This is a genomic window from Rheinheimera aquimaris (genome assembly GCF_020531985.1).
Taxonomy (GTDB): domain Bacteria; phylum Pseudomonadota; class Gammaproteobacteria; order Enterobacterales; family Alteromonadaceae; genus Alishewanella; species Alishewanella aquimaris.
Genome location: NZ_JAJAVQ010000005.1, coordinates 63,303 through 83,377 on the forward strand (window position 1 = coordinate 63,303; position 20,075 = coordinate 83,377).

General features: G+C 50.6%; 13 protein-coding genes. 7 read left to right on the forward strand and 6 right to left on the reverse strand.

Features of this window, described 5'->3' with window-relative positions:
* Window positions 1–10: 10 nt before the first annotated feature.
* The 3 genes from LHL18_RS16050 to LHL18_RS16060 form a co-directional block, all read right to left on the reverse strand.
* The gene (locus LHL18_RS16050; protein WP_226767814.1) at window positions 11–3,913 is read right to left on the reverse strand and encodes a di-heme oxidoredictase family protein; all 3,903 of its coding nucleotides are present in this window, start codon (window positions 3,911–3,913) and stop codon (window positions 11–13) included.
* A gap of 36 nt (window positions 3,914–3,949) precedes the next feature.
* Window positions 3,950–4,171, reverse strand: a complete 222-nt coding sequence (locus LHL18_RS16055; RefSeq protein WP_226767815.1) for a hypothetical protein — start codon at window positions 4,169–4,171, stop codon at window positions 3,950–3,952.
* A 377-nt stretch (window positions 4,172–4,548) separates the two neighbouring features.
* Entirely contained in the window at window positions 4,549–6,780 is a 2,232-nt protein-coding gene (locus tag LHL18_RS16060) for a S46 family peptidase (protein WP_226767816.1), read from the reverse strand.
* Between the two features lie 208 nt (window positions 6,781–6,988).
* On the opposite strand from LHL18_RS16060, the gene LHL18_RS16065 reads away from it, so the two are divergent.
* The 3 genes from LHL18_RS16065 (at window position 6,989) to LHL18_RS16075 (ending at window position 10,659) form a co-directional block, all read left to right on the forward strand.
* Window positions 6,989–8,065 (forward strand): DUF2891 domain-containing protein, encoded by a 1,077-nt coding sequence (locus LHL18_RS16065; RefSeq protein ID WP_226767817.1) that lies wholly within the window; start codon window positions 6,989–6,991, stop codon window positions 8,063–8,065.
* Window positions 8,066–8,252: 187 nt separating this feature from the next.
* A complete protein-coding gene (locus LHL18_RS16070) occupies window positions 8,253–8,888 on the forward strand; it encodes an NAD(P)H-dependent oxidoreductase (protein ID WP_226767818.1) in 636 nt (211 codons plus the stop codon).
* A 226-nt stretch (window positions 8,889–9,114) separates the two neighbouring features.
* Window positions 9,115–10,659 (forward strand): ATP-binding cassette domain-containing protein, encoded by a 1,545-nt coding sequence (locus LHL18_RS16075; RefSeq protein ID WP_226767819.1) that lies wholly within the window; start codon window positions 9,115–9,117, stop codon window positions 10,657–10,659.
* 4 nt (window positions 10,660–10,663) lie between these two features.
* On the opposite strand, the gene LHL18_RS16080 is transcribed toward LHL18_RS16075, so the two are convergent.
* Window positions 10,664–11,287 carry a LysE family translocator gene (locus LHL18_RS16080; protein ID WP_226767985.1) on the reverse strand — a complete coding sequence of 208 codons (624 nt, stop codon included), beginning with the start codon at window positions 11,285–11,287 and terminating at the stop codon, window positions 10,664–10,666.
* 277 nt (window positions 11,288–11,564) lie between these two features.
* Between LHL18_RS16080 and LHL18_RS16085 the strand changes: the two genes are divergently transcribed.
* The 4 genes from LHL18_RS16085 to LHL18_RS16100 all read left to right on the forward strand — a co-directional run bounded on the left by LHL18_RS16085 (window position 11,565) and on the right by LHL18_RS16100 (window position 15,344).
* On the forward strand, window positions 11,565–11,825 hold the full coding sequence (locus LHL18_RS16085; protein WP_226767820.1) for a hypothetical protein: 261 nt from the start codon (window positions 11,565–11,567) through the stop codon (window positions 11,823–11,825).
* A 35-nt stretch (window positions 11,826–11,860) separates the two neighbouring features.
* Window positions 11,861–12,706, forward strand: a complete 846-nt coding sequence (locus LHL18_RS16090) for an acyl-CoA thioester hydrolase/BAAT C-terminal domain-containing protein (RefSeq protein ID WP_226767821.1) — start codon at window positions 11,861–11,863, stop codon at window positions 12,704–12,706.
* A 245-nt stretch (window positions 12,707–12,951) separates the two neighbouring features.
* A complete protein-coding gene (locus tag LHL18_RS16095) occupies window positions 12,952–13,407 on the forward strand; it encodes an RDD family protein (protein ID WP_226767822.1) in 456 nt (151 codons plus the stop codon).
* A gap of 443 nt (window positions 13,408–13,850) precedes the next feature.
* On the forward strand, window positions 13,851–15,344 hold the full coding sequence (locus tag LHL18_RS16100) for an ATP-dependent nuclease (RefSeq protein ID WP_226767823.1): 1,494 nt from the start codon (window positions 13,851–13,853) through the stop codon (window positions 15,342–15,344).
* Window positions 15,345–15,505: 161 nt separating this feature from the next.
* Here LHL18_RS16100 and LHL18_RS16105 read toward each other — a convergent pair whose 3' ends face one another.
* Both LHL18_RS16105 and LHL18_RS16110 read right to left on the reverse strand, forming a co-directional pair.
* Window positions 15,506–16,888 carry an efflux transporter outer membrane subunit gene (locus LHL18_RS16105; RefSeq protein ID WP_226767824.1) on the reverse strand — a complete coding sequence of 461 codons (1,383 nt, stop codon included), beginning with the start codon at window positions 16,886–16,888 and terminating at the stop codon, window positions 15,506–15,508.
* Window positions 16,881–20,072, reverse strand: coding sequence for an efflux RND transporter permease subunit (locus LHL18_RS16110; RefSeq protein ID WP_226767825.1), 3,192 nt, complete (start codon window positions 20,070–20,072; stop codon window positions 16,881–16,883). Before LHL18_RS16110 ends, LHL18_RS16105 begins: the two co-directional genes overlap by 8 nt.
* Window positions 20,073–20,075 lie beyond the last annotated feature (3 nt).

Consider the following 20,075-nt stretch of genomic DNA (forward strand, 5'->3'; position numbering starts at 1 on the left):
AGTGTTTATGTTACAGGCTGTTTAGAAAGGCCAGCAGGGCATTGCGCTCATTATCCGGCAATGCCTGATAATTATCGTTGCTGGCCTGCCCTTCTCCGCCGTGCCAGCGGATGGCTTCATCAATGCTGCGGGCACGGCCATCATGCAGGTAGCTGTGTTGCGGTGTGCAGTACTCATAACCATCCAGACCAAAGGCATCCCAGCCTCGGCCGCCGGCGACCCCTCCGGTAACACAGGCCGACAAACCTAAGCCCCAAAGCGGTGCAGTGCGCCATTCGGCACCACTGGCATTCCCCTCGCCTAAATTGTCTGCCAGCCCAGGGCCCATATCGTGCAGCAACAGGTCGGTGTAAGGGTAAATGGTCTGATCGCGCAGTTCGGCCAGCGGGTGAAAACTGCTGGTTTGGTGGCTTTCGGTGTGGCAGCCATTACAGCCAATATTGCGGAAAACGTTTTTACCCTGGATCACCTGAGCATCGTTATAATCCCGCTGTGGCCGTACGCCCAGTAGCGATACGTATTTCACCAGATTATCCAGATGCTGTTCAGGCAACTGCCGGCCACTGCTGGCACAACCGCTCTGGCTGCTGCCACAATCCGGGCTGGAGAACATTGCTGTCATTACGCCCATATCGGTATTCAGCGCTGCAGCAACCTGATGCCGCACACTGGCAGTAGCCGCTTTGTAACCAAAGCGGCCCAGCCGGGTGTCACCGCTTTGCGGGTCAACCACACGCTGCGCGCGGCCGGAAATGCCATCACCATTGCTGTCGTTTTCATCTTCCAGCGCCAGTATGGCAGCCTCCGGTATCGCTTCAAGCAGGCCCATACCGTTTAATTGCGGCGCAATACGCGCTGAAAACAGCTGCGGTACGACACCGCTGAACTGATAGTTTGGTTTACGCAGGCCGTTGCTTTCGGTAAAAGAAGCAATGGAAACATTGCCTTCACTGCTGGCACTGCCGTTGGTTTTGCTTTGCAGCACACGGCCCAGTTGCGGGTGCGGGTTACCGCCGGCATCGGCGACTTTAAACACCCATTTATCCAGTGACTCGCCAATAGCCGCAACGGCTGCCCGGCCATTACGTACATGGCAACCGGCGCAGCGGTCATTGATGTAATGCGACCCGCTTAAACCGGCCATATCAGTGAAAACACCGTTTTCAGCATGTTCATCATGGCTGCCATCTACTGCTGAGCTATGGTGCACACGACGGCCCAGCACAAACGGCTGGCCGTTGTCGTAGCCCAGATTAGTCGCCATCTGTTGAAAATGACCATCCGGCTCAGCCGTCATCTGCACGTGTAAGGTGGTATCACCACCGAGACGGGCAGCCGCAGGTACCGGTATTGAGTCACGTTGCAGGTAATTACCCGGCTGAAACACCTGTTTATCGGTGACATCCCACGGCACTATGCCCTGGCCAACAATGTATAAAAAGGTGGTGCCGTAATAGTTTGAGCGACCGCGTGGCAGGATGGCCGCATCAAGAAACTGACTGATTTCAAACTCCAGCTTATCGCCCACCTGGATCGGCCGGCCTTCACGGCAGTTATAGCTTTCTTCTTTCCAGTAATGGGTGTAGTCGACCATATTCATCACACCGTTACCGCAAAACTCGGCCAGCGTATTCACCCCGATATACCACCAGCGGTTTTCTGCCTGTAAATCATCCAGTTTATTTTGCGTCACCACATTCATGCGAATGCCGCTGCCGCCTTTAGCGACGTAGTCAACAATCTCAATAGCGGCGGTTCTGTCTTCCCAGTAAAACGTCAGGTAATGATCGTAGGCCTGAAAATGGTTTTCTTTGGCATGCCTGTCGCGCGCCCGATCAGAAAAACGGGTCACCAGCGCATCGCCGCGGTCAAACTGAATGGCGGGTTCCAGCACGGTCGACGCGCTATACAGCGGCACCACATCAACCGAGGTTAACGGGCAGCCATTGGCGTTGACGGGCACGCCTGACGGCGTACCACTACAATTATCCAGTGCATCTTCCACACCGTCGCCATCGCTGTCCTGGCCTGGTTCAGGCTGTGGGTCCGGATCAGGATCCGGCTGCGGGTTCACGCCACTGCCAAGAGTATAACTTTGCCACGGCGTATCTACCGCATAACCGTTAGCGGTGTCCCAGTAAGTGAAAAAGTAATTCAGCTCAGCCCCGGCCGACAAGTTTGATACCGTATATTGGTTTACACCGCTGGCTTGTTGCATAGCTACATTGATTTGGCCGCCGCTGTTCACCGTATAATGCACATCGGCCCAGCTACTACTGTTAACGAAAAAGCGTACGCTGTCTGCACTGGTTTGTGCTACACCAAAGGCACCGCTGGCGGTCGGGCAACCATTGGCATCAACGGCTGCGCCCGGTGCAGTATTACTGCATTGATCGGCACTGTCCGGCACACCATCGCCGTCAGTATCTGCCTGCTGGTTACTGTTGCCACCACCATGCCAGACAATATCATCAATAGCGAACTGGAAGCTGTAACCCGGTAACTGGCCATCAACACTGGCAATGTAAAACATGCCGCTTAACGCCTGCAGCGCAATTAAACTGCCACGCAAGTCGGCAACCGGTATCGTTACCTGCCCCCACTGTCCGTTGCGCACTAAGCCGTATTTGCTTTCATTGGCCGGAAAAGTGATCCAGTTCTGGTTGGTGTAATCGTCAGCTATGCCAATACGAAAACTGACATCTGCCGGTATCTTGATACGAAAGCTGACCGTGCCATCGGCAAAGTTACTCATATCGCGCAGCTGTCTGACGTGCACACCGCCACCAAACCACTGGTTCGGTGCCACATACTGCCAGGCAATAACGTTGTTGCCCTCTGCCGGTGCCGTATTGCCTGCCACTACTGAACTCTGGTTCCAGATATAGATATCCGAGCTGACGCCCGGCTGCAGGCTGTTGCTGACGGCAGTGCTGTCGGTAAAAACACCAAAGCTACCGGTTTCCGGCGGGTTAATATTGCCGCTGAATACCTGGCCCTGGCCGTTAAGCTGATATACGCGGATATAATCGAGATACATTTTGCCGGGCAGCGGTGCAGTCACCTGGCTGTTGTTTGCGGCATCGGTAAAGTTACCCCCGACAGCCAGGTTTGCCAGCAGATAAAACGGTTGCTGCAGTTCACTGGACTCGGCTGTAATGCTGATAGGCGCATCATACATATCGTACTCGACACCATTGTCAACCACGGTAAAACGTAGCTGGCTGTCGGTCCAATAAGTGCGGTAAGTCACAAAACGGTTGCTCAGCGGCTGCGCAGCGACATAGGCATTGTCGGTTTGCCAGGCGGTCATTGCGGCACAGGTTGGATTTTCCGGCACACAGGCGGCGTCAGCATAAAAAATGGCATTGGCCCCCACATAGCTGTTGATATTGGCACCGGCATGGCCGGAGTCTGCCCGCGCCTGCGCCCGGTGGCCCATTTCCATCATGTCAATTTCGCCTTTGGCCGGCCAGCTGGCGGTACTGGTACCCAACATCCACGCCGCTGGCCACAAGCCAGTTGCCAAATCAGGCACCCGCATCCGTACTTCTATCATGCCGTACTGCACGGCCAGTTTATGCTGACTGTCTATTTTGCCAGAGCTGAAAGCGCGGCCGCCGATATTGTCGTTACGGGCCTGAAATACCAGGGCTTTGTTGCCAGGCTCGCCGGGCACATCTTCAATGCTGAGGTTATTGCTGCTGTACCATTGCAGTTCCTGATTACCCCAGCCACATAAACCAATAGCACAACCATCCCCTTCGTTTGGGGTCCAGTTGTTGCTGTTCAGACTGTTAAAGTTGTCTTCAAACAGTAAGTTACCAATTTGCGGATTGCTGACATCGGCACTGGCTGGCTGCGTCAGCAGCAGGCCGCATAACGCCAGCGACGTTCTGATCATTGTTTTCATTTGCACAAACCCATCGGTTGCAGGTTAAGTTAACTGTCACGCCATAGCGTTAACTGCTTGCCAGGGCGCGCCGTATCGGGCAATGCTGATAGAAAGAGAGTAAGCTCCGAGCAGCTCATTTGTCTGCCTGACCGGTTTGCTCACATCAACACGCCATAAATCGTCCCTGAGGCTCGATTTACAAACTTCATCCTTGAAGTTTGCCCTTACGGGCCAGCTACGCTGTTCAAATTCGTTCCAAACAAATTTATCGGCCATCCATGGCCTGCAACGGTTGATTAAGAGCAAACCGGTCAGGCTTAATTTCGCGCTCAGCGACCTGGCTGTCTTTCAAATGAAGTGTGCTAACGTTGCCACGCGCCGCCATCAGGGTTAGCTGCCGGTTGCGTTGCTGTCGTGGCGTTATTACCGGTATTAGCCGGTGGTATTATCTTATCCTGTCCTGAGGCGCTTATTTTCTCTGCCTTGTCGCGGTTTGCGCAGGCAATATTGTTGTATTGATGTAAAAATGTAAGCGCTTTCTTAAGGCTAGATGATTCACCTGTAACGGTCAAGCGGGAAGATAAAACTCTGGCTGGGTAAGTGATAAAAACGGCAGCTGCGACAGGCAGTAAACTGCCTGTCGCAGTGTAACATTAGCGGACGATATCCATCTCTTCGAGCAGGTTCTGAGCGCCATCAACATGTTCCATCAGCCACAGCACGTAGCGGATATCAACATGAATAGCACGGGTAATTTCCGGGTTAAAATACCAGTCTTTGGTGATCGACTCATAAGTTGAGTCAAAGTTTAACCCGACCAGCTCGCCTTTACCGTTCATTACCGCGGAACCTGAGTTACCACCAGTGGTGTCGGCGCTGGATAAAAAGTTAACCGGTACCGAATTAAAGGCCTTTACCTCTGGTTTGGCGCAACCGCCAATACGGCACAGCAGGCCAGGTTTATACTCTGGCGCTAAATCGGCGTAGTAATAACCGTCTGTTTTACCGGCGTTGTAGGCATCTACCAGTTTTTGCGGCAAGCTAAACGGATATTCGTCCTGACGCTTGGCAATAAGGCCTTTTACCGACGTAAAGGGTGTTTTATACACACCATCTTTGGCCGGGTAACCATCAACGGTGCCGTAAGTGATACGCAATGTACTGTTGGCATCGGGGTATACCGGTTTACCCAGCGTTTTGTTGTAAGCAATAACCGCCTGCATATAGGCCGGGCGTACCTGCAGCAATTGACCGCCTAAGGTTTTTTCTTCCAGCTCCAGCGCTTTGTTTTTAGCATAAAGCGCAACGGCCAGTTTGATAAATGGGTCGCTGCTGTTGGCAAAATCAGCCGGGGTTTTACCCAGCCAGGCTTTGCGCCCTGCCGTGCTGGTTAGCTCACTTTGTGGGTATAGCGCAGCCAGTTTGGCGCTGATTTGCGCCTGGCTCATGCCCGGCGTTAACCCCAGCGCAGCATCCAGTTCGCTTATCCGCACCGCATCAGGCTGGGCCAGGTATTCCGCCAGTTGTTCTGACCAAATGGCTAAGTCCATTGTCGGGTGAAAGCTTTTTTCCATCCGCGTTAAACGGTTTTCAATCATCGCCAGATCGCGCTGCTGAAAACCCATTTCGCGCTGTGCATCCGGCTTTTCGCTTTCTACCGCTAAGCGGTACAACAGCATGGCCGCCTGCAACATATCGCTGCGCTTGGCGTTGTCAAAATAGTAGGTTTGCTGGGTATAAGCCTGCTCGGCATCGATAACGGTTTTCAGGGCGCCAATACTTTGCTGGTACTGCTGATAGGCGCTATCGCTGTTTATCCAGTTCAGCAGTTCTTGTTCCTGCTGCTGTTTGATGGCATGAATATCGGTCACTTTAAAGCCATCCAGCAAGCCTTGCAGTTTTTTCATCCGGTTGTTCAGGCTTTTCACTGTTGAGGCGTATTTTACCTTCAGATCGGCATCGGTCGCGCCTAAGCGGTCAATGGTGCTGATGATCTGCTGATAGGTTTTCACCTGCGCCGGGTACTGCCAGTCTGCGGCAAAGGCAATTTCATCAGCCAGCCGGTAGCGGCTGGTGCGGCCAGGGTAACCGGCCAGCAAAATACCATCACCGGCACGCACGCCGTTGGCGTTTACTTTCAGGTAATGTTTGCTCTGGTACGGCACGTTATCTACGGAATACGGCGCCGGTTTACCATCTTTACCTACATAACCACGTAAAAAGGTGTAATCGCCGGTATGGCGCGGGTATTCAAAGTTATCGATATCGCCGCCAAAGTTACCAATGGCTTCACTTGGCGCATACACCAGGCGCACATCCTGCAGCATCAGCTGCTTGATCTGGAAATACTCCAGTCCATGGTGAAAACTGACCACCGAGCAGCGGTAGTTTGCATCTGACTCACAGCTTTTAATCAGCGCTTTACGGTTGGTCTCAATCGCTTCATAACGCTCGCTGCCGGTTAGCTCAGCCGGTAAATTACCGGATACCTGCGCGGTAACATCAGTCACTGATTCAGTAATATATAACCGCTCCTGCGCCCCGGCCGGTAACTCTTCGCTCTGGCTTTTAGCCAAAAAACCTTTTTCAATCAGGTTATTATCTTTAGTCGAGTTATTCTGAATCGCGTTATAGCCACAGTGGTGGTTAGTTACCACCAGACCATTCGGTGAGACAAAAGAGGCTGAGCAGTAGCCCAGGCTGACAATAGCACTCATTGGGTACTGGCTTAAATCAGCCAGCTGCTTGCCAGGGATCTCAATGCCTTTGGCGCTAAGTTCGGCCTGCAGCTCTGCCAGCTGATGTGGCTGCCACTGACCTTCATCGGCCACAGCAGCAAGGCTTACACCCAGTGCTGCAGCAGTTAACAGGTATTTGGTGTTCATAATTATTCCGTGGAAGAGGTTATTATCGTTTTACGTCGGGCTAAATTATCCATGTTCACAGCAGCGGAGCAAGCCGGATCAGCCCAGTGCGTTGTATTTACGTTAAGCTGCGCCAAAACAGCGCAGACAATACCGCCACATTAGTGCTACTCTTGGCCAGGTTATAAAACTGTCATTGCCGTTAAGCACTCCCCTTCAAGGTAACTATATGATAATAAAAACGTTACGTCGCAGTACTTTGCTTGCTGCTCTGGGCCTGTTCAGCCTGTCAGCCAACGCACAGAGCCATCAGCTTAACCTGGCCGAAGCTAATAAGCTGGTTAGCCTGCCGCTGCACTGTGTGGAAACCCCTTACCCGTACAAAACCGGTTGGGTGCTTGGCAGCGCAACTGATCTGCAGCCACCGTCGCTGGTGCATCCGGTATTTTTTGGTTGCTTCGACTGGCACAGTGCCGTGCATGGTTACTGGTCTTTGGTGACTTTGCTGCGTCAGTTCCAGCAGCTGGAGCAGGCAGATGCGGTAAAATCGGTGCTGGCACGCAACCTCAGCGCCGAAAACGTGGCACAAGAAGCGGCATTTTTTAAAAAAGACATTAATGCGTCATTCGAGCGTACTTATGGCTGGGCCTGGCTACTGAAGCTGCAGTTGGAACTGCAGCAATGGCAGGACCCGATGGCAAAACAACTGGCAGCTAACCTGCAGCCGTTAACCGATGTGATAGTGCAGCGTTATCTGGATTTTCTGCCACGGTTACGTTATCCGGTGCGCGTTGGCGAGCACAGTAACACCGCCTTTGGTTTAAGCTTTGCCTACGACTACGCCGAGCAAACCGGCCACAGCGCACTTAAAACCTTAATCACCGAGCGCGCCAAAGCATTTTACCTGCAGGATAAGCAGTGCCCGTTAAACTGGGAGCCAAGCGGCTACGACTTTTTATCGCCCTGCCTGGAAGAAATGGGCTTAATGCAGCGCATTTTACCGGCAGATGAATTTACCCCCTGGCTGCAAGCTTACCTGCCACAGCTGAGTAAGCCTGATTTTGCGCTGGCTACCGGTGAAGTGGGCGACAGAACCGATGGCAAGTTAGTGCACCTGGATGGGTTAAACTTCAGCCGTGCCTGGAACCTGTACCGGTTGGCTAAGCAGTACCCGCAGTATGCGCATTTACGTGCTGTTGCCGACCAGCATCTGGCTTATTCTTACCCCAACCTGATTGGCGACAGCTACGAAGGCGGCCACTGGCTGGGTAGCTTTGCTATTCATGCGCTGAACGACAGCAAGTAATGGCGTTAGCAACATTGTTATGATGACGGCGGAACAGGTTACGCTTCCGCCGTGTCCCGGATGGCACCTATCCGCTTTATCCAAATCAGGCAAAAATAATCCTCATCCCTGCTTGAAATAGCATAACTGCAACATATATACCGACAGGTACAAATTAGTTATGTCTGATATAAGGTAGGAAGTACAGATGTCGAAGATTACCGATTTACTAAACTGGCGCTATGCCGCGAAAAAACTTCAGGCCGACAAGGTGGTTCCGCAAGAAAAGCTGGAACATATTCTGGAGGCGATTCGCTTAAGTGCCAGCTCAAGCGGCCTACAGCCTTATCAGGTGCTGGTGGTAACCGATGCGGAACTGAAAGCGAAAATTCGTCCAGTGGCCTGGAATCAATCGCAAATAACCGACAGCTCACATTTACTGGTGTTTGCCGCCTGGGACAATTACACGCCAGAGCGGATTAACAGCATGTTCGATCTGGTTAACGAGCAGCGCGGTTTTAAAAACGAAGGCTGGGAAGCCTACCGGCAGAAATTATTAAATTGGTATCCCCAGCGGCCGGCGCAAGAGAATTTTGAACATGCCGCCCGTCAGGCATATATCGGCTTAGGTTCAGCTTTACTGGCCGCGGCTGAGCAAGGCGTTGATGCGACACCGATGGAAGGTTTTGAACCGGAGAAAGTCGACCAGATCCTGAACCTGGCAGAACTTGGCCTGAAGTCAGTCTTGCTATTGCCGCTGGGTTACCGCGAAGTGGAAGGCGACTGGCTGGTAAACCTGAAAAAGGTTCGCCGCAGCAAAGCCGATTTTATTATCGAGCGCTAAACGGCTGTTAAACCTAACCTACTTAGCGCATTGTTATTACGGCGGAACAGGTTATAATTCCGCCGTCCTGCTCACTCTGGAGTATCGTACTGAAATGAACAACTAAATCCTGATTAACCGTCACTTTTTATTTAGGACTTATCAGGGTTAGTGGGTTTGTTGTCAGTAGGCTATAGCACTGCCTTCGCTGTATCTGTTGCCCGCCCCTGAATTATCAGGAGGCATTATGACCTTTTTCAGCTTTTCACCTTGTAGCTTTAACCTTGCCAGCGGCGAGACGCTTTACCACGACATAAAACTAACACTCGATAGCGGCATAAACGGCCTTATTGGCCGCAACGGCGCCGGTAAATCAGTGCTGGCCAGTCAACTGGCAGCACAGCATCCAAAGCAGTGTTATTTATTGGCGCAACTGCCCCAACCTGGCTGGCAGCAACGCAGTATCGCTGCGCTGTTAGGCCTTGAGCCGATATTACGCGCCTTGCAGCAACTGGCGAGCGGCCAGTTTGATGGCAATACGCTAAGCCTGATAGATAACCATTGGCAACTCGCCGATGACTTACAGGCTGAGCTGCGGCAAATCAACGCCCCAACCGATTACTGGCAAAACGCATCGGTATTAAGCGGTGGCCAGATGACACGCCTGCGGCTTTGGTGGGCATTTTATCAACCACAGCCATTGCTCATTCTTGATGAACCGTCAAATCATCTTGATACAGCAGGCCGCAATTGGCTAAGCGAGCAATTGCGCCAATTTGCAGCCAGGCCCGGCGCAGCCATTCTGCTTATCAGCCATGACAGGGCCCTGTTGCAACAGGTAGAGGTGTTATATGAGCTAACCAGCAACGGCCTGCAGCGCTTTGGCGGTAACTATGATTTTTATCAGCAACAACGTCAGTTGCAGCACGCTGCACTACAACAGAAGCAAAAACACGCAGAAAAACAGCTACAGCAGCGCCAACGCAATGCCCAGGCCGCAGCTGAAAAGGCTGCCAAACGACAACGACAGGGTGAACAGCGTCGTGGCAGCCAGGCGACCATTTTGCTGGATTACAACAAAAACCGCGCGCAAAGTGCTGTATCAGGCCGGCGTGTGCAGGAACAACAGCAACTTCAACAGGCCGAGCAGCAGTTACGACAGATAAAAGCACAACAGCAAACGCTGAAGCCGCAACAGTTTTATCTGTCTGCAGAAACATCAGCAGGCACGAAAACGCTGATAACTGCAGAAGCTATACAACTACCGTTCGGCAATCGCACACCGTTAAGTTTCAGCTGGAGCAACAAACAGCGGGTACATCTGCAAGGCCTTAACGGCAGTGGTAAATCTACCTTGCTGCAGGTTCTTGCCGGAAAAGTCGACTTTTACTCAGGTACGTTACGGCTAAATTGCGACGTGCAATATCTGGATCAGCATTTCAGTGTGGTTGACCGCGGCGCAACAGCATTGAATAACCTGCGCCGCTATTGCCCCGCTCTTACAGAAACGCTTGCCCGTACCCTGCTGGCTGGTGTTGGCTTTCGTAATAATCAGGCACTAAAGCCCGCAAAGGCACTTAGTGGGGGTGAGCTAATGAAACTGGCAATGCTGATGGTTAGCCAGCATACCGGCAGGTTACTTTTACTCGACGAACCAGATAACCATTTGGACCTTCAGGCCAAGCAACTGTTGGCGGAAGCCTTGGCACAATATCAATCAGGCTTTGTATTGGTAAGCCATGACGTTGACTTTGTTTCTCAATCGGGAGTAGATACAGTGTTGCAGTTGTAAGCCGTCAGCCCAACAGCATCCAGAGCGCCACGCCAAACATCAGGCTGGCGCCGATGCGGTTTAAGTACTGTACGCGGTTGGCTTTGCCGAAAAACAGCGCTAAGGCTTTACCACCGCTGGCGTACAGCAGCATCGAGCCAAATTCCAGCAGAATAATAATTGCCACCAGCACCAGCAACTGCGGCCAGAACGCCAGTGTTGGGTCTAAAAACGGTGGCAACAGCGCCATATGAAAGGCCCAGCCCTTGGGATTGGACACTGCGGTAATAAAGCCCTGGCTAAATAGCGTGCGCCTTGGCATCAGCGCAGGTAATTCACCCGGCTGCGGCAGCGCCAGCTTGCCTTTAGCACGCCACATTTGCAGGCCTATATAAGCGACATAGGCGGCACCGGCGATTTTAAACCACTGAAAAACAGCCGGAAACTGCAGCATAATTGCGGCAACACCGCACACAGCCAATATGGCCACCAGCGCCACGCCGAGCATTTCGCCCCACATCATCCACAACGTACGGCGCACACCCTGGCTCATACCCAGTGTCATCGCCAGCGTCATGCACATACCCGGCGTGACTGAAACAAACAAAAACGTGGGAATAAACGCGCCCATCAACGCCAGATTAACCATAACCACCTCTACTGCCTGAAGGCGATATTCTGCTTAGTTGTTACGCCAGCAGCAATAGCGTAAAGCAGTATTATTTTACCTGTAAACGTAGCCGTAATTGCGCTGTGCTGTAAGCATGTTGTTTTAACCGATGTTTTGGTACTTTTGCTATCTATTGGTCAAAACCAAAATTCAGCTTTTTTGCCACAGCGTCGCAGCCCCTGTGTTTTCTGGGTTTGAATAATTGGCCTGGTAATTGCTTGATTCATATCAACTAATTCACTTAAAGGAATAAAAAATGAAAAAACTACTCTCTGCCGCTTTCGTTATCGCTGTGGTTGCCGTGCTGTACACTCAGTTTACTGATCTAGCTTATAAGCTTGGTTTTGCCGAGTTAAAGATGGTGGCAGTGCTGGAAAACAGCGAAAAGCTGAAAGTGAAATGTGATGCGTATTCACTGGGCTTTTTTGACGAAATTAAACTACAAAACAAATTCCAGCAGTGCATTAATGACTATGAAGCTAAAGGCTACAAGATCATCAGCCGCCACGATGCCTGAGCAGCCATTCACCATTTTACGAGACAGGAAATAACATGCTAAAAACTATCGTCAAAGCCAGCTTAGCTGGCTGCCTGTTACTAGCTGGTGGCGTAAATGCCGCCACTACCCTGTTAAACGCCGAACAACACGGTTTTGTCGGCCATTACTACCCTACCACATCAACTGAGCCGCAGGTGGCGGTGCTGGTACTCGGTGGCGCTGAAGGCGGTCTACCCGAGCAGTTGGCACAACCTGTTGTTGACGCAGGCTACCCAACACTGGCGCTGGCGTACTTTAACGCCGATGGCTTACCGCCAGAGCTGGAGAAAATTCCGCTGGAGTACTTTGCTAAGGCCAAAACCTGGCTACAAAGCCAACCGAATGTTAAGCAAGAACAGTTAATGATTGTCGGCTGGTCTAAAGGGGCGGAACTGGCACTGCTGTTAGCATCAAAGGATCAGCAGGTTTCCAAAGTCGTCGCCATAGCACCCAGTTCAGTAGTGTGGGCCGGCATTTTAAAAGACTGGACCAAAGTGCCAGCCTCAAGCTGGACCGAGCAAGGCCAAGAGCTAACCCATGTGCCGTTTAACCCATCCGGCCCGGTAGAGGGTTTACGCGATTTATACAGCCAGTCACTCGCTAACCGGGTAGATGGCGGTCACGCCGATATCGCCGTGACCAATATCAAAGGCAAAGTGGTGTTACTGTCAGGCGAAAACGATGAAATATGGCCAGCACCGCAGATGGCCACAGAGGTGTGCGAAAAGATGAACGCCCGGCACGAAAACCAGTGCGAGCATTTGTATTATGAAGGCTTGGGTCATTTACTGGATGAAAAGTTTTTAGATAAAAACGATGCACTGCATCAAACCTTCATCAATAAACTTAAAGCTGACTAAACAGCCTGCACAGCAGAAAAACACACCAAAAAATCTGTTTAAACGGATTTTTTGGTGTCTTCCGCGACGATAAAACCACTCTGTACCCATAACCCATTGTACGTATGATAAAACCGATGTAATGTCATACACATCAAATTTACAAAGACGGCCTTTTGCGACCTAAACCTCAAGCAATAAGCGACATAGCGCGCTAAATTTGGCCGTTAAGCCCCCTGACAAATCAGCAATGGAGTATCAGGTTAATGGAAAATCAAGAGTACGCAGGTTTTTGGATCCGTGTTGGCGCAGTTCTGATTGATATGGTTGTAATGTTAATTGTGTTCGGGCTTCCGCTAACGCTTATTTATGGCGAGACATACTGGACTGCAGATCAGATGTATCATGGCTTCTGGGACTTGTTTTTTAGCTATATTCTGCCTTTTGCTGCCACGATTTGGTTCTGGCTGCGGTTTTTCGGCACTCCAGGGAAAATGGCATTACGGCTGAAAATAGTCGATGCAAACACCGGAAACAAGCTGTCTTTAGGTCAGGCTGTTGGCAGATACTTCGCCTATATTGTGGCGGCCATTCCGCTATTGTTGGGCTATATCTGGATAGGCATAGACAAGCGCAAGCAAGGGTTTCACGACAAGTTGGCAGGTACTGTAGTTATTCGCCAACTGGATAAAGAACCGGTTAGCTTTAACAAAGAAGCCTGACAACGCCGCGCTTATCAGTACCTGGCAGCTTGGGTAAGGTTCCGGCTGCCAGCTATGGCGGTGTCAGACGGCATGAAACCGCGTCAGAGTTTATTTTCTCGAAAAGCGCTCCGACCATTTTCCAGAAAAAGACATTTAACCTAAGAGTCCACTTTGTGCCAAAGCGGACTCTTAGGCACTGTATAAATACCCTATTCTCATTAAGGCATTATCAACTCATATTAGACGGATTAATCCGTATTTGTAGCAAACGCAAATATCAGTTGTACCTATAACTTGTTGTGAGTTATAAAAAAGCGATGTAGTGCTCTACACGTTCAATTTGCAAAGGCGAAAAGTTCCTTGTTTAAATACGGAACTTTCCGCCGAACAAGCGTTATGCGCTTTTGTCTTACTACACAAATCACTAAAAAGTAATAAATTAATAGAGGAATGCTGTTGCGATGGATAGTATTAATTTAAAAATAAACAACATTAAACATATAGTTTCTGCTGAACTTGAAATTCCTCTTGAAAAAGGTGTTTACGGCATCGTTGGAAATAACGGTTGTGGAAAAAGTACAGTCCTTCTTTCACTTGCCCAGCTAATTTCCAGGCATCACCTTAGCATCCTACAAAAAGAAGATTATAGATTTGATAGCTCGTCTATTGAGTATGAGTACAGAGGTAAAGTGGACAAGTGGACATGCGTTTCTAGAAATTCAGGTTTATTTTGGCAATGTGATGACCATAGAAACGCTACTAAATTTAATGGATTGTATGAAGGTAGTCTTTTTTACGGGACAAGATTTAATGACTCAAGAAAAATTGATTCACTACTTGAACGTGGCGATTTGAAATTAACAGATATAGTTGACTCTGATGATTATATAATGGAGAAAATGAGTTTTATTCTTCATGGCAACCATGACCACTACAGAAACTTGAAAAGAATAAAAAATAGACATATAACAAAAGATCTAGGATTGAAGAATGCACCATATTTCAACGAAGTAAATGGTTCCCTAATCAGTCAGTATCGAATGAGTTCTGGTGAGTGTCTTCTTCTTTCGCTGTTACACTTTGTGTATAACTCAATAGTAAGGAAATCTTTAAGCAAAGATCAGAAAATACTTGTTCTTATCGATGAAATAGAATTGGCCCTACACCCTATAGCGGTAAGCCGGTTGTTAGATCTTTTAAACGATCTTGCGAATGAAAATAATAACTTGGTGGTTATACTTACAACCCACTCGCCAGAAGTTATTAGAAAATTAAAACCGAGCAACTTATTAAAAATAGAAAACAATTCAGGGGTAATATCGCTTCAATCTCACTGCTATCCTAGCTATCTAATAAGAGATGTATACAGTCACGATGGATTTGATTTCCTTCTTCTAACAGAAGATGTTTTGGCAAAGGCAATTATCGACAAAATATTACTAACAAATAGATTAACAAGTAGCCGATTAATACACGTAGTGCCTGTAGGCGGTTGGGAGAATGTATTAATTCTTCATAGGGAACTGTTACGATGGAATGTCTTGGGGTTGGGCAAACAAATAATTAGCGTTCTTGATGGCGATATTAAAAATAATGTTTCTGCTGACTTCAAAGATATAAAGAAATTATTCTTGCCCATAAAAAGCATAGAAAAGTACCTATACGAAGTGGCTGTCGAACGAAGCAACCCCAATCTGAAAAAGGTTCTAAACGATAAATACTTTACTATCAATTCTCTGGATACACTAGTTATGGAGCACCACAAAAGATATACCACTAAGCCAAAACAAGCAGACAAGAAATTTTATTTTGGGCTGAAAAAGGATTTCGAATCGAGGGGGATATCAGAGGAATCATTTATAAATAACTTGGTAGACGATCTATTGGAGAATATTGACTTTACAGGACTAGTTGCAAGCTTGAAAGCACTACTTGATAAGCCTGCAGCAGCCTAGCGGAAAATGCTCATAACAAAGCCAGTCAAAGCGACGTCTTTTTCGTTACAGCTTTGCCTTCGCGACAAAGCCGCGCGTGCTGGCGGCGTTGACATCCGGTATTCGCTCACAGCAAACGATAAAAAGCCGGGCAAGCCCGGCTTTTTCATTTCTAACCAAAACTAAATCAACTGTATCCCGCCACCAAAACTGCGGTAGATGCTGACTAGCCGGGTAAAGCTTTGCTGTTGCAGTTGTGCCAGCTGGTCGCGCGCGCGCAGCAGTTCGCGCTCGGCGTCGAGTAAGTCTAAAAACTCACCGCTGCCTGCGTTGTAACGCTCGCGGGCAATTTGCACCGCTTTGTTACTGGCCTGCCACTGCAATTCTGTACTCAGTTGCTGCTCGCGGCTGAGGTTATAGCTGCTAAGCGATAACTGCATTTCGTTCAGCGCGTTAAACACCTGCTGCTCGAAATTGGCCAGTGCCATTTGGCTGCTGGCTTCAGCCTGACGGATGCGGGCTTTAACAGAGCCTAAATCGGCAGCCTGCCAGCTAAGGGCCGGCGCCACTGACCAGCTTTGCGTATCGCTACCCAGCGTTAAACCTGGGCCTGACATAAAGCCCAGGAAACCACGTACTGACAGGTTCGGGTACAGATCTGCCGTTGCTACGCCAATTTCAGCGGTGCGGGCGGCCAACTGGCGTTCGCTGGCAGCAACATCGGCGCGGTAACGCAGGTAGTTTTCACCTTCGGCTATCGCCACCGGTTGTTTCAGCTCGGGCAAGTGCGGTACTGCGCCCAGCTTTAACTGGCCGGGTTTTTGCGCCAGTAATGCTGACAAGGTAGCATCGGCGGTTAACAGCGCCACCCGGTATGCCGGCACCGCAGCATGTACCTGGTGTAACTGGGCATCAATTTGCGCCAGCTCCAGCTCAGAGGCCATGCCTGCTTCTAACCTTGCCAGTACGATGGCGCGGCTTTGCTGCAGGTTTTGCAGGTTTTGCTCTGCTACCACCAGCCGAAGCTGGGCACCACGGTATTCACCATAATTGGTGGCAACCTGGCTGATTAGCTGTACCTGAGCGTCGTGCCACAGAATATCGGCCTGCTCGGCCTGGGCCTGGGCGGCTTCTGTCGCACGGCGGATTTTACCAAACAGATCCAGGTCCCAGCTTAGTGTAGCGCCGGTACTGTAACCGCGGGTGATCACGCCGTCATCTGCCGGTGACACTGTGCCGTTCTCGCTGGCCTGGTAGCCAGCGTCCAGTGTGCCTTTGGGCAGAAAGTCGTTGTTCGCATCGCGGAACACCGCATAAGCCCGGTCAACGTTAGCACGGGCCTGTGCCAGTGTACGGTTTTCCTGTAATGCGCGTTCAATCAGCTTGTTTAACGCCACGTCGTCAAACGCCTGCCACCAGCTTTGCGCCAGCTCGGCCTGCTGATACGGCGCCTCGATACTGATATCTGCTACCTGTAGCGGTGTCTGATAATCCGGGCCAACGGCACAGGCGGTTAATGACGCTACCAGTATGGCGATGGCCGATATTTTCATTGGCTTACGCATGAGAGCCCTCCACTGAACTTGTCACCGCTGTTGCTTGCTCTGTTGCAGGCTGACGGGCTTTATTTTCACCACGTTTGGCCAGCATGTAGTAAAACAGCGGTGTTAAAATTAAACCAAATACCGTTACGCCTATCATGCCAGCGAACACTGCCACACCCATGGCCTGACGCATTTCGGCACCGGCACCGCTGGAGAACACCATTGGCACCACCCCCATGATAAAGGCGATAGACGTCATCAGGATTGGCCGTAACCGTAAGCGGCCGGCTTCCAGTATCGCTTCCATCGCGGTCATGCCATGGTCTTGCAACTCTTTGGCAAACTCGACAATCAGAATGGCGTTCTTCGTTGCCAGGCCCACCAGCACTATCAGACCAATCTGGGTGAAAATGTTATTGTCACCACCGTAAATCAGCACGCCACTGAGCGCCGATAACAGCGTCATCGGGATGATCAGAATGATCGCCAGCGGTAAGCTTAAGCTTTCGTACTGTGCGGCCAGCACCATAAACACCAGCAGGATCACCAGCGGGTAGATAAACATGCCGGCGTTACCAGCCAGAATTTGCTGATAGGTCAGTTCTGTCCACTCATAAGTCATGCCGTTTGGCAGGGTTTCAGCCAGGATCTTCTCAATCGCTGCCTGAGCTTCACCGGTGCTGTAACCTGGCGCTGGGCCACCGTTAATCTCAGCGGTGGTAAAGCCGTTGTAGTGCATTACCCGGTCCGGCCCTGCGGTATTGGTTACGTTAATAAACGAACCCAGTGGGGTCATCTCACCTTGGTTATTGCGCACTTTTAACTGGCCAATTTGCTCTGGCGTTTGGCGGAACTGCTCATCGGCCTGCATATTCACCTGATAGGTACGGCCAAACTGGTTGAAGTCATTAACATACACCGAGCCCATATACGCCTGCAGTGTCTGGAATACTTCATCCATCGCCACGCCCTGCTGCTTGGCTTTGGTGCGGTCAAAGTCCAGATCCAGCTGCGGTACATTCACCTGATAGCTGGAGAAAATGCCGGCCAGCTCAGGCGTTTGCCAGGCTTTCATCATTACTTCCATCGTCACTTTGTACAGCTCTTCATAACCGTGATTACCGCGGTCCTGAATTTGCAGCCTGAAACCACCAATGGTGCCCAGCCCCTGTACCGGTGGCGGCGGGAAGATAGCGATAAAGGCATCTTCAATACCGGCGAACTTCTGGTTCAGCGCCGCAGCAATGGCATTACCGGATAACTCGGCCGAGCCACGTTCATCAAAGCCGTCTAGGCCGACAAACACAATGCCGCTGTTCGGGCTGTTGGTAAAACCGTTGATGCTCAGGCCAGGGAAGGCAATAGAGTTCGCCACGCCAGGGTGCGCCAGCGCAATGGCCGACATTTCTTTGATTACCGCATCAGTACGCTCCAGTGATGACGCATCCGGTAACTGGGCAAATGCTACTAAGTACTGCTTATCCTGCCCCGGTACATAACCGGTTGGTGTAGTCGCAAACTGCAGGCCGGTTAAGCCCACCAGCGCAACATACATCACGCCGACGATGGCACCGTAGCGGATGACTTTTTTCACCAGATAGCCATAACCTTCTGATAAACGGGCAAAGAAGCGGTTAAAGGGGCCAAATAACCAGCCGCCAAACAGCTTGTCCATACCGCGTGTCAGGGCATCTTTTTTCTCGCCATGGCCTTTTAACAGCAGGGCCGACAGCGCCGGGCTTAGCGTTAACGAGTTAATGGCCGAGATAAAGGTTGAAATCGTAATGGTTAAAGCAAACTGCTTATAAAACTGCCCGGTTAAGCCCGACATAAAGGCGGTAGGAATAAACACCGCAGCCAGCACCAGCGTAGTAGCGACAATCGGGCCTGTTACTTCTTTCATCGCTTTTTGCGTTGCCGCAATCGGCGATAAGCCTTCACTGATATTACGCTCGACGTTCTCCACCACCACGATGGCGTCGTCAACCACGATACCGATGGCCAGTACTAAACCAAACAACGACAGCGCGTTAAGCGAAAAGCCCAGCATTTGCATAAAGGCAAAGGTACCGACCAGCGACACAGGTACTGCCACCAGCGGAATAATAGACGCGCGCCAGGTTTGCAGGAACAGCACCACCACTAATACCACCAGCAATACCGCTTCCAGCAGGGTTTTTACTACCGCTTCAATCGAACCACGCACGAATACCGTTGGGTCGTACACGATGTCGTAAGCCAGGCCATCAGGGAAGCTTTTTGCCAGCTCGGCCATTTTGGCGCGTACATCATCCGAAATTTGAATAGCATTAGAACCTGACGCCTGAAACACCGGAATAGCCACCGCATCTTTGTTGTTCAGCAGTGAACGCAGTGCATAGGTAGACGCACCCAGCTCAACCCGGGCCACATCTTTTAACCGGCTGACTTCACCGTTAGCGCCAACTTTGATAATAATATTTTCAAACTCTTCCACCGCGGCTAAGCGGCCTTTAACGTTAATCAGCAGTTGAAACTCTGCTTCGCCACTTGGCTGTGCACCCAAACTACCGGCTGCCGCTTGCTGGTTTTGCTCGCGAATAGCAGCAGTAATTTGTGATGGCGACAACCCCAGTGCTGACACTTTGTTCGGGTCGAGCCAGACGCGCATACTGTATTCACCGGCACCAAACAGCCGCACTGCACCGACACCTTCGATACGTGCCAGTTCGTCTTTCACATTCAGCGCTGCATAGTTCGACAGATACAGCATGTCGTAACGCTCGTCAGGCGAGGTTAAATGCACCACCATGGTTAAATCCGGTGATGATTTTTCAGTGACGACACCTAAGCGCTGTACTTCCTGTGGCAGCCTTGGCATAGCGCGGTCTACCCGCGCCTGCACCTGCGTTTGCGCCAGGTCGACATCAGTACCGATAGCAAAGGTTACTGTTAATGTCATACGGCCATCAGAGGTGGCTTGCGATGACATATACAGCATGCTTTCGACGCCGTTAATTTCCTGCTCCAGTGGCGAGGCCACCGTTTCAGCAATAACTTTCGGGTTAGCGCCCGGATAGTTCGCTGTAACCACCACAGTCGGTGGCACCACTTCCGGATACTCAGTGATCGGCAGCTGCCACACTGCTATCGCACCGGTGATAAAGAACAGCAGTGAGATAACAGCGGCGAAAATCGGCCGCCGGATAAAAAATTGCGATAACATGGG

Excerpts from the sequence above, each read along its gene's own strand:
- LHL18_RS16050 (WP_226767814.1), bottom strand. The coding sequence starts at position 3,913 with ATGAAAACAATGATCAGAACGTCGCTGGCGTTATGCGGCCTGCTGCTG.
- LHL18_RS16055 (WP_226767815.1), bottom strand. The coding sequence starts at position 4,171 with ATGGCCGATAAATTTGTTTGGAACGAATTTGAACAGCGTAGCTGGCCC.
- LHL18_RS16060 (WP_226767816.1), bottom strand. The coding sequence starts at position 6,780 with ATGAACACCAAATACCTGTTAACTGCTGCAGCACTGGGTGTAAGCCTT.
- LHL18_RS16065 (WP_226767817.1), top strand. The coding sequence starts at position 6,989 with ATGATAATAAAAACGTTACGTCGCAGTACTTTGCTTGCTGCTCTGGGC.
- LHL18_RS16070 (WP_226767818.1), top strand. The coding sequence starts at position 8,253 with ATGTCGAAGATTACCGATTTACTAAACTGGCGCTATGCCGCGAAAAAA.
- LHL18_RS16075 (WP_226767819.1), top strand. The coding sequence starts at position 9,115 with ATGACCTTTTTCAGCTTTTCACCTTGTAGCTTTAACCTTGCCAGCGGC.
- LHL18_RS16080 (WP_226767985.1), bottom strand. The coding sequence starts at position 11,287 with ATGGTTAATCTGGCGTTGATGGGCGCGTTTATTCCCACGTTTTTGTTT.
- LHL18_RS16085 (WP_226767820.1), top strand. The coding sequence starts at position 11,565 with ATGAAAAAACTACTCTCTGCCGCTTTCGTTATCGCTGTGGTTGCCGTG.
- LHL18_RS16090 (WP_226767821.1), top strand. The coding sequence starts at position 11,861 with ATGCTAAAAACTATCGTCAAAGCCAGCTTAGCTGGCTGCCTGTTACTA.
- LHL18_RS16095 (WP_226767822.1), top strand. The coding sequence starts at position 12,952 with ATGGAAAATCAAGAGTACGCAGGTTTTTGGATCCGTGTTGGCGCAGTT.
- LHL18_RS16100 (WP_226767823.1), top strand. The coding sequence starts at position 13,851 with ATGGATAGTATTAATTTAAAAATAAACAACATTAAACATATAGTTTCT.
- LHL18_RS16105 (WP_226767824.1), bottom strand. The coding sequence starts at position 16,888 with ATGCGTAAGCCAATGAAAATATCGGCCATCGCCATACTGGTAGCGTCA.
- LHL18_RS16110 (WP_226767825.1), bottom strand. The coding sequence starts at position 20,072 with ATGTTATCGCAATTTTTTATCCGGCGGCCGATTTTCGCCGCTGTTATC.